This is a genomic window from Anaerostipes sp. Marseille-Q3525, assembly GCF_018223505.1.
Classification (GTDB): domain Bacteria; phylum Bacillota; class Clostridia; order Lachnospirales; family Lachnospiraceae; genus Anaerostipes; species Anaerostipes amylophilus.
In genome coordinates this window covers 21588-31653 of the sequence record NZ_JAGTTT010000029.1, presented here as the reverse complement: position 1 = coordinate 31653, position 10066 = coordinate 21588, and the positions used below count along the sequence as shown (strand labels likewise).

Annotated in this window: 11 protein-coding genes and 2 tRNA genes; 1 reads left to right on the top strand and 12 read right to left on the bottom strand. The window is 38.3% G+C overall.

Features of this window, described 5'->3' with window-relative positions; translation table 11 throughout:
* Positions 1 to 381 precede the first annotated feature (381 nt).
* The 9 genes from KE503_RS12090 to KE503_RS12050 all read right to left on the bottom strand — a co-directional run bounded on the left by KE503_RS12090 (position 382) and on the right by KE503_RS12050 (position 5896).
* A tRNA-Ser gene (locus KE503_RS12090) sits at positions 382 to 470 on the bottom strand.
* A 33-nt stretch (positions 471 to 503) separates the two neighbouring features.
* Positions 504 to 589 (bottom strand) — tRNA-Ser (locus KE503_RS12085).
* Between the two features lie 99 nt (positions 590 to 688).
* On the bottom strand, positions 689 to 1477 hold the full coding sequence (ispD, locus tag KE503_RS12080; RefSeq protein ID WP_022374179.1) for a 2-C-methyl-D-erythritol 4-phosphate cytidylyltransferase: 789 nt from the start codon (positions 1475 to 1477) through the stop codon (positions 689 to 691).
* A gap of 3 nt (positions 1478 to 1480) precedes the next feature.
* Positions 1481 to 2509 (bottom strand): tRNA (adenosine(37)-N6)-threonylcarbamoyltransferase complex transferase subunit TsaD, encoded by a 1029-nt coding sequence (gene tsaD, locus KE503_RS12075; protein ID WP_022374178.1) that lies wholly within the window; start codon positions 2507 to 2509, stop codon positions 1481 to 1483.
* Between the two features lie 9 nt (positions 2510 to 2518).
* Positions 2519 to 3433, bottom strand: coding sequence for a ribonuclease Z (locus tag KE503_RS12070; protein WP_212385382.1), 915 nt, complete (start codon positions 3431 to 3433; stop codon positions 2519 to 2521).
* A gap of 10 nt (positions 3434 to 3443) precedes the next feature.
* The gene (gene rimI / locus KE503_RS12065; protein ID WP_055197544.1) at positions 3444 to 4178 is read right to left on the bottom strand and encodes a ribosomal protein S18-alanine N-acetyltransferase; all 735 of its coding nucleotides are present in this window, start codon (positions 4176 to 4178) and stop codon (positions 3444 to 3446) included.
* The gene (gene tsaB / locus KE503_RS12060; protein WP_022374175.1) at positions 4165 to 4875 is read right to left on the bottom strand and encodes a tRNA (adenosine(37)-N6)-threonylcarbamoyltransferase complex dimerization subunit type 1 TsaB; all 711 of its coding nucleotides are present in this window, start codon (positions 4873 to 4875) and stop codon (positions 4165 to 4167) included. The genes rimI and tsaB overlap by 14 nt, the downstream gene beginning before the upstream one ends.
* Positions 4876 to 5301 carry a tRNA (adenosine(37)-N6)-threonylcarbamoyltransferase complex ATPase subunit type 1 TsaE gene (gene tsaE / locus KE503_RS12055; RefSeq protein ID WP_022374174.1) on the bottom strand — a complete coding sequence of 142 codons (426 nt, stop codon included), beginning with the start codon at positions 5299 to 5301 and terminating at the stop codon, positions 4876 to 4878.
* 16 nt (positions 5302 to 5317) lie between these two features.
* Positions 5318 to 5896 carry a YcxB family protein gene (locus tag KE503_RS12050; RefSeq protein ID WP_212385381.1) on the bottom strand — a complete coding sequence of 193 codons (579 nt, stop codon included), beginning with the start codon at positions 5894 to 5896 and terminating at the stop codon, positions 5318 to 5320.
* A 117-nt stretch (positions 5897 to 6013) separates the two neighbouring features.
* Between KE503_RS12050 and KE503_RS12045 the strand changes: the two genes are divergently transcribed.
* Positions 6014 to 6556, top strand: coding sequence for a stage V sporulation T C-terminal domain-containing protein (locus KE503_RS12045; protein WP_022374172.1), 543 nt, complete (start codon positions 6014 to 6016; stop codon positions 6554 to 6556).
* A gap of 420 nt (positions 6557 to 6976) precedes the next feature.
* Here the strand turns inward: KE503_RS12045 and KE503_RS12040 are convergent, their stop codons facing one another.
* The 3 genes from KE503_RS12040 to nrdD form a co-directional block, all read right to left on the bottom strand.
* On the bottom strand, positions 6977 to 7207 hold the full coding sequence (locus KE503_RS12040) for a hypothetical protein (RefSeq protein ID WP_212385380.1): 231 nt from the start codon (positions 7205 to 7207) through the stop codon (positions 6977 to 6979).
* Positions 7208 to 7355: 148 nt separating this feature from the next.
* Positions 7356 to 7847 (bottom strand): anaerobic ribonucleoside-triphosphate reductase activating protein, encoded by a 492-nt coding sequence (gene nrdG, locus KE503_RS12035; protein ID WP_055197804.1) that lies wholly within the window; start codon positions 7845 to 7847, stop codon positions 7356 to 7358.
* Position 7848: 1 nt separating this feature from the next.
* The gene (gene nrdD, locus KE503_RS12030) at positions 7849 to 9969 is read right to left on the bottom strand and encodes an anaerobic ribonucleoside-triphosphate reductase (RefSeq protein WP_022375363.1); all 2121 of its coding nucleotides are present in this window, start codon (positions 9967 to 9969) and stop codon (positions 7849 to 7851) included.
* Positions 9970 to 10066: the final 97 nt, after the last annotated feature.

Here is a 10066-nt window from a genome sequence, read left to right as displayed (position 1 = left end):
GCACGCCGCCAGCGTTCATCCTGAGCCAGGATCAAACTCTCATGTTCAATGTTGATCCAAGTTCAAGAAGCACTAGCTTCTTTATCCTTGTTATTACTGTTCTTATAAAGAACGTTCGTTGATTTTTACTAAAATCATCTGAAAAATTCATTAGAATTTTCAAGGTTGTCTTATTGTTCAGTTGTCAAAGATCTTTTTGTGATCCGCTTCGTATAAGAAGCTTTATTATTATATCACTTAGTTCTTAGCTTGTCAAGAACTTTTTTAATTTATTTTGTTGACCCGTTCTTCATAAGAACTGTAGCAACTTTTAAATCATATCATGTTCTTTCTTGTTTGTCAAACCTTTTTTCAAAAGTTTTTCTTGGATGAAATATCCAACGGAGAAGGAGGGATTTGAACCCTCGCGCCGCTATTAACGACCTACTCACTTTCCAGGCGAGCCCCTTCAGCCACTTGGGTACTTCTCCAAGGGTTGACATCATGGATTCTATCATGATGAACGGAGAGGGTGGGATTCGAACCCACGCGCCCTTGCGGACAAACGGTTTTCAAGACCGCCTCGTTATGACCACTTCGATACCTCTCCATAACGTATTCTGTTGTTGTCGTTTTGTGTGTCTCACGCGACGACTTGTTTATAATATCAAACCAGAATACATATGTCAACACTTTTTTCAAAGTTTTTTTATTTTTTTTGTTTTTTCTCTTTAAACCGCTTTTTATAGGCCTTCATTTGCATATAGATCAGCTTATCATGAAGTATATGAAGCTTATGGAATATCTTTCTTACACGCACCAGGTTCGTTGCCAACCTTACATCTTCCGGCGTTGTAACTTTAATATTATCGTAACCACCTTCAAATAACTTCACTGGAACATTTCCATACGTTTCTACTACCATTGCATCATCTGTTGCTTTTCCATCATCGTTTTCCATCATTTTCTCATACGACTTTTTTACGAGGTCAAATTCAAAACACTGTGGTGTCTGAACCTGCCACAATGTTTTCCTCTCTGGTGTGCGCACTGCATAGTTTTCTTCATCAACGACTTTTATTGTGTCTTTTGATGGCATACCAACTACACACGCCCGGTATTTTTTTACATAGTATATACATTTTTGTACCAGCTCTGCATTGATCATTGGACGCGCCCCATCATGGATCAATACATAATCTGCATCTTCAATTGCTTCAAGTCCAAAATAAACGGAGGCATATCGTTCCCATCCACCCGGCACGATCTTTGTCACCTTATTGAAATGATAACGATCCACAATATATTCTTTACAATAGTCTATCTCGTCCTCTCCTGTAACAAGAATAACTTCATCTACAGTGCTCTCTTCAAAAGCCTTCAGAGCATAATACACCAAAGGCCTTGATTTGATCAGCATATATTGTTTGGGAATCCCACTCCCCATTCTTTTTCCTTCTCCTGCCGCTAAAACAATTGCCGCAATTTTTTCTTCCATGTATTACCCCTGTCTAGTACCGATCTTTAATCCTGGCACCGCATTTAAATCCAAACCACTTCTCACACCATTCATATAATCATAATATCCACATACACCGATCATCGCTGCATTGTCTGTACAAAAGATTGGTGATGGATAATAAAATTCAATTCCAGCCGCTTTACAACGTTCGATCATTTTGGCACGAAATGCACCGTTAGACGCAACTCCACCCGCAATCGCAAGTTTCTTATACCCAAGTTCTTTTGCCGCTTCAACTCCATGAGAACTTAACACATCTACAACAGCCTCCTGAAAAGATGCTGCTACATCTGCACGGTTTACTTCCTCGCCTTTCATTTCACATTTATTCAAATAATTCAATACAGATGATTTTAATCCACTAAAACTAAAATCCATTTTAGAATCACTTACTTTAGCTCTAGGAAATGCAATTGCATCTTTATTTCCTTCTCTTGCTAAAGCTTCAATCTTTGGTCCTCCTGGATATCCCAGGCCAATAGCTCGTGCTACTTTATCAAATGCTTCCCCTGCAGCATCATCTCTTGTGCATCCAATTATCTCATATTTGCCATAATCTTTGACATCTACAAGATGTGTATGTCCTCCTGATACAACTAAACATAAAAATGGTGGCTCTAAATCTGGATGTTCTATATAGTTAGCGCAAATATGCCCCTCGATATGATGTACCCCTACTAATGGCTTATTTTTAGCAAATGCTAATGCTTTTGCTTCTGCTACCCCTACCAAAAGTGCACCAACAAGACCCGGTCCATATGTGACCGCGATCGCATCAATACTGTCTAATGTCTCTCCTGCTTCTTTTAAGGCTTCTCTTACTACAAAGTTCACTTTCTCCACATGTTTTCTTGAGGCAATCTCTGGGACAACTCCTCCATATAATTTATGCAATTCAATCTGAGATGAAATAATATTGGATCTTACACATCTTCCATTCTCAACAACTGCTGCTGCTGTCTCATCGCAGGAAGATTCGATTGCCAGAATCTTAATCTTATCACTCATCGTATTCTCCTATTCTTCCTGAAAATCTAATGTTATTGTCTTACCATCTTTTCCAGCCTTGGCTCTTGGGAAAATAGATTTTACTTTCCCCATAAACTCTTCAGCACGAACCAATGACGGACTGTAATGTGTCAACCACATTTGTTTTACGCCAGCATCTTTTGCAAGGTGTGCCGCTTCGTAAAATGTCATGTGCTTATATTCTCTTGCTTTCTTTTCTTTTCCTTCTTCTCCGTACATTCCTTCACATATAAATAAATCTGCATTCTTCGCATGCTCTGAAATTGCCGGAACAGGTCTTGTATCTGTACAATATGTCAATTTAATGCCTGGTCTTGGTTCCCCAAGGATCATATTACTTGTTAATACACGCCCATCTTCACTTTCCACAGTTTCTCCCTTCTGGAGTCTGTTCCAGTATTTCATCGGTATTTCATTTTCCTTCGCTTTGACAGGATCAAATTTTCCTGCTCTTGGAATTATCACATTGTATCCATAGCATGGTACATTGTGTTTTACATGAAAGGCTTCTATCTTATAGCCATCCATCTGTATTACATGCTCTTTTTCATTTAATTCATAAAACTCAATTGGAAATGGAAGTTCTGGTGCGATCACTCGCAATGAATTTACAACCTTCTCCACACCCCTTGGTCCTATGATCAAAAGCGGTTCTGTCCGCTCTGCATTGCCAAGAGTCAGTAAAAGCCCTGGCAGACCACTAACATGATCTGCATGAAAATGTGTAAAGCATATTGCATCTAACGGCTTTACACTCCACCCACGCTCTTTGATCGCTACCTGTGTTCCTTCTCCGCAGTCAATGAGCAGACTGTGCCCATTAAATCTTGTCATACATGCGGTTAATCTTCTGTATGGGAGCGGCATCATTCCACCAGTTCCCAGTAAACATATATCTAACATAAATCACCTTTTATGATAATATCTCATTTTTTTCAGTTACTCTCGGTGGTATTTCAAACTGTTTTACGATACGATCATAGCATTTCTCGCAAATCCTAAATTCATGAATCTGTGTATCCTTATCAGAGAAATATCCCCATTCTTTTTTGATTTCTATATAATCTGATTTATCTTTCAATAACTGTCCACATACATTACACTTCATCTCATTCTCCTCCTTATGTTCTTCATTATAAGAAGTCGTATCTGAAGAATCCAGTGGTAATGATTGGTTATTCACTGAAGCATCGCAGAACATTAGCACAGCATCCTCAATCGGATCTTTGTAATATTTAGCTCTGCGGCCATATTCTTCAAATCCATTTTTTAAATAAAACTGATAGGCTGCCTCATTTGATTCTCTTACTTCCAGATAAATCGTTTCTACCCCAAGTTTCTGATATCTTCGTTCAAATTCTTGAAACAAAAGGGTTCCGATTCCCATTTTCCTTATAAATGGGACAATTGCAATTCTATGTATCTCTGCCTGATCAAGAACATGTTCAGCAATAATATATCCACTGATACGATTCCTGTCTCTCCATACATAAATATCACTTGTTTTTCTGTAATAAAAAGATTCTATACTTTCAAGACTCCATGGTCTGCTAAATGAAAGTCTCTCAATCTCTGCTACCATCTTAAGTTCTTCTGGAAGAGCTTTCCTTACATGCCATTCTCTTGCTGATGCACTATTTTTGTCCATGAAGCCGCTCTTCTCTCTCTCGTTCTGCCTGAGATTTTCTTAAATAATCTGGTACAAATTCATCTGCACTTTCATAAATTCCCTGTGCAAAGTAAACCTGTGCCAGTGCACCGACTGCGGCCGCTCTCTGACGGTTTGCATGTGCTGGTGCAAAAATGGCTGATTCTCCCATCTTCTCCATGATCTCATCATGATATACCGGCACACCATCTCCTAAGAAAATAACCGGTTCATTATATTTCCTCAACTGATCAAGAGTATCCTCTACGCTTTGTGCACATTGTTCTTTTAACACTTTCATTTCACCGCCTTCGAAGCGGTAAAATCCTGTATATACTTGTTTCCTTCTGGCATCCATCATCGGACAGATGATCTTAGATGTTCCAAATAATTGATATGCCAGTCCATCAACTGTTGGAACCGGTACGATTGGCTTATTAAGTGCCAGTCCAAGTCCTTTCGCCGTTGCTGCCCCAATACGAAGCCCTGTAAATGAACCAGGCCCCTTGGCAACTGCAATTGCATCTATATCTTCCATCTCAAATGAAGTTCTTTTGATCACTTCATTTAACATTGGAAGCAATGTCTGAGAGTGTGTTAATTTGTTCCCAGTCGTATATTCCGCGATCAGGCGGTCATCCTCGATCAGTGCCACAGAAGCTACCAGCCCTGAACTATCCAGTACTAATAATTTCATCTATTGTTCCTCCATCTCAATTTCTCGATAATCAAATCCTTTTTCTAAATCTTTGCGGATCGTAATCTTCTGATAATGATCTGGCAGAATCTCTTCAATCAGATTCGCCCATTCGATCAAACAGACTCCTTCTCCATAAACGTAATCTTCATATCCGATCTCATCCATCTCCTCAATATCACCAATCCGGTAAACATCAAAATGGTATAATGGAAGTCTTCCTTCCTCATATTCTCTTACGATCGTAAATGTCGGACTCTGAATGGGTTCTGTGATTCCTAAACCATCTGCCAGACCTTTTGTAAATACTGTCTTTCCTACTCCAAGATTTCCATATAAACAGATGACCTGCCCAGGAACTGCTTCCTGTCCGATCTTCTTTCCAATCTCATAAGTATCTTCTGCACAAAAACTTTGTACGATCATCTTATAATTTCTCCTTCTATTTTTCTGTTTTTTCATCCTGTTCTTTATTTTCTTCTTTCACAGGCACTTTTGAATATTTTGAAATATCCTGTCCATCAGATGCCTTCGGAGTTCTTCTTGCTGCTTCCATATGTTCTTTCATATATGACAGCATCTTGTCTTTATCTTCTCCAAGCGCATAATCTGGAAATACAAAGGCCTGTTTTCTTCCTGTATACAAAATATTCAATCCCATAACATGTGAAATCTTTAAGACTCTTGCCCATTCAATCGTTGCGCTGTCTTCTCCAAGTTCTACAAAAATACCATCCTCATTCAATGTATAATATGTCTTCATTTTATACACAGGATTCTCAATCGCCTGCTTCTTAGCCTTTACATATAACATCAGCGGATTGACTACAACAAATAATACGATCAAAACAATTCCAAATATCATATTAGACTGTCCATCTGCTGCACCCATTCCTGTAACACACATGTATACTCCCACTGCGACCATAGCAATTGCCAGAATCAGCTGAAGCCCTGAATATGTGTATGCTAATGAAAATTTAAATATATCATTTGCCTTCAATTGTGTATGAAATTTCATATTGATTCTCCTTTTCTTTGTTAATCAAATATTATACCATAATCCGGGTATAAAACCAATGATTTTACAAATACTACAGACATACAAGAAAAATCAACCTATGGAGGATCATAAAAAATGAAAGCTACAGGTATTATACGAAGAATCGATGACCTTGGCCGGATCGTTATACCGAAAGAAATACGAAAAACCATGCATATCAGAGAAAGTAATCCTTTAGAAATATTTACAGAAAAAGATGGAAGTATCATCTTAAAAAAATACTCTCCAATCGGAGAAATGGGCAGCAATGCCCAGCAATGTGCTGAATCTATCGCATCACAGCTTCCTCATACAGTCTGCATTTGTGACCAGGATTCTGTAATCGCTGCTGCAGGCCCTAATGCTAAAAAGCTACTTGGAAAATTATTACATGAGAAATCAGAAGAAGCACTGTCGGAACGTAAAAATTTACTTATGCATCGTGAAAGCAAAAACTTTTTCCCTTTTATATCAGACTTTCCTGAAGTTTTCCAATATGTATGTCTAGCTACGATCATATCGGAAGGAGATGCTGTTGGATTTGTTTGTATTCTCTCGATTGATGAGGAACTTACAGAACAGGAATTGATGGTGGCACGGGTTGGAGCTGGATTTCTTGGAAAACAGTTGGAAAATTAAATTGTGATTTGTAGGTAGTTTGATAAGCTGAAGTTATTGGTGGAATATTATAAAAAGGGTTATATGTCTGTGACGCGCTCTCGCTCGACTCACACGTAGTGGACACTAAATTCGACAGCGATGATAAATCATCACTGCTCATTAAGTGCCAACGTGTTCCTACGGTCGCCGACATATAACCCTTTTTATAATATTCAATAATTTCAGTTATCGAAACCACTAGAGATATGTATGTTAAACGGTATTGGCTAATAATTTTTATATTCGCTGACAAAAGATTTTCTTTCTTACGAGGACCTCCATGAGACTGGTAGCTTCTTTTTTATGTCATTATCATCATGGAGGTTTTTATCAGTCTATTTATGAAATATCTTGGCTATAAACCTATGGAAAAACTGACTCTTTTGGATGCCAGAACATTTATCCTGGATAAACGCCGCTGTGGTATTTCTGCTTCAACCTGTAACTTTTATAATTCATCCATTGCTTTTTTATACAAATATGTCTTGCACATCCCATGGGATCAGGATCTTGTTCCAAGAATGAAGCGGGATACCAGACTTCCTCAGCTTCTTTCAATGAAACTGTGCCGGAAACTTTTAAACTGCAGGCAGTATATTTCGAAGCTTCGGGGACAATATTATTTTCCATACACACCACCTCAAATTTTCCAATCTTGTGAATTGTCCACTCTATAGACTTCAGCTATATGATAAAAAATAAATAAGCATCGTGTTCGGTTGCTTATTTATTTTTTATCATATACTCGAAATCTACAGTTGGCCAACCAACTCACAAATTAGAATTCATGCAACACTATCTCATTCCCTCTCAAAGTTTCCTGTACATCTATTACTCTCTGATTCTTACTTCCTTTCCAATGAAGCTTTCCATCAAATTCTTCCTGTACAAAAGGTCCATCAACGATCACATCGCAATACTTTACAACATCTAATGTCTTAATTTCATCCCAACAAAATCCTGTATATAACCAGATGGTTTTCTCTGGAAATGTTTCTCTGATCTCTTTTGCTAATACCGCAACTTCTGCATGATTTGCCGGGTGCAGTGGGTCTCCTCCGCTGAATGTGACACCTGTGATATAGTCTGGTTTTAAGGCTTCAAATAATTCTTCTTTTGCTGCCTCATCGAAAGGAATTCCTCCTTCGATATCCCATGTGACTGGATTGTGACAGCCTTTGCATTTGTGGGTGCAGCCTGCAACCCATAGGACGGCTCTTAAGCCGTCTCCATTTAACATATCATCTTTCGTAATATTATGGTAACGCATTTTACATGGATTTCCTTTCTGCAATTTCTGCCATTTTGGCATCATTAAGTCTTGTGTCTCCTTTGACTCTGGAGTAAGAGAGATATCCGTTCATTCGATCGATCTTTGTTAGGTTTTCGCTTCCGCACACTGGGCATACGTCCATCTCTAATTCTTCGTGTCCGCAGTCATCACAGTAAGCTAAGGATAAATTAACTCCTTCATAGAACCCTTTGTCCATTGCTCTTCTTACTAATGTCTTTACTGCTTCTTTGTTATAATTGATCGGATATTTTACATACTGAATCTTTCCACCATTGCATAATTCCCAGAAACGTCCTTCAAGATCCTGCTTCTCGATTGGTGTGATGTCTTCTGTAACATGACAGTGGAACGAATTGCTCACATATTCTCTGTCAGATACATTTTCAATGACACCATATTTCTTGCGGAACTGTTTGACCTGTAAACCGCACAAGTTCTCGGCTGGTGTTCCGTAGATTGCATATAAATTTCCATCTTCTTCCTTAAATTCTTCTACTTTCTCATTAATATAACGCAAAGTTTCTAACGCAAACTCGCCATCTTCTGCTAAAGATTTATGATTGTATAGCTGCTGTAATTCATTTAATGCCGTGATCCCAAAGGAAGCTGTTGCACTCTTTAAGATCGGTTTGATCTTATCATGGATTCCCAAATGTCCACCTAAAAATCCCCCTTCACAGTATGCAAGTGGATTCGTTGATGCTTTCATTTCTCCTAAGTATTCGTATGTTCTGATATGTAATTCACGAATCAGATTTAAATAGTAATCTAATACTTCGTGAAAATCTTTTCCTTCCTGTTTTGCCTTCGCATAGATCATTGGTAAATGAAGACTGACAGCACCGATGTTAAATCTTCCGACAAAAATTGGTTCGTCATTTTCATCTGCTGGTTTCATTCCGCCTTCTTTGTACCATGGAGATAAGAATGCACGGCATCCCATTGGGCTGATGATCTTGCCATATTTCTTGTACATGCTTGCAATATAACCTTCTCCGGTCAGTGATAACCAGTCTGGGTACATTGTCTGTCTGGAGCAACGGATTCCTGCCTCAAATACATCTTCTAATTCGCATCCTGGTCCATGTAGATTCTTGTCATATAAGAATACGAGTTTTGGGAATAACACTGGTTTCTTATGTCCATCTTTTCCCTGACCTTTTCTTCTGACATCTAACATGGAGATCGTTGCCATCTTCGCAAATCTTCCTGTTCCAGTTCCTGCTGTCATTGTGATAAATGGGTAGTCTCCACGGCTTGATGATACACTATTAAATTTGTATTCTAACCCCTGGAATCCCTGTTCAAATTCACGTTTGACATCTTTCATTGCTTCTTCTTCGGCACGTTCTCTGGACAATCCAAGTTCTTCGTATCTCTCGATCCCTGCTGCGTAAGATTTCTCTGCATATGGTTCCAAAATCAGTTCGATATTTGGTACTGTAAATCCACCATACTGCTGACTGGCTGCACTTAATACAATATCTCCGATGACATCAAAAGCGACATCTAATGTCTTTGGCTCGTTGTACCAGAGATTTCCCATCTCAAAACCGCCTTTTAATACTTCCTGCACATTAAATAGACAGCAGTTCATTGTATCACGTCGTGCAGACATATCATGAATATAAATATATCCATCACGACATGCCTGAATTTCCTCAGTTGTCATGAAAAATTTCTGATAGAGTTCTTTATTAAGTTCATTAAAGATCAGGCTTCGTTTGGTAGAAACCAGTGCACTGTCTGTGTTGCTATTTTCTTTATCTCCAATATACATGATAGACTGGCTCTTCTTATATACTTCATCTAACATCTGTACAAAGTCCTGTTTGTAATTACGGTAATCTCTGTAGCTTTTCGCTACCAATGGATTTGTCTGTTCCAATGCACTTTCGACCACATTATGCATATCAGAAATCGTAACTTCTTTCTTGCGCATCTGTTCTACTTTTTCAGTCACAAATTTGCAGATAAAATCAATTTCTTCATCTGTAAATTTTACTAATGCACGATATGCAGATTTATTCACTGCTACAATAACTTTCTGTACATTGAATTCTTCTTTTGTTCCGTCTTTTTTAATTACCTTGATCATAATTCTCCCTTCCCTATCAGATTCTTTTATTCTTTACTCATTATATTGTATACTAGATGTAGTATTTTCTTTTTCTTTTACACACTAGATAGTGTAG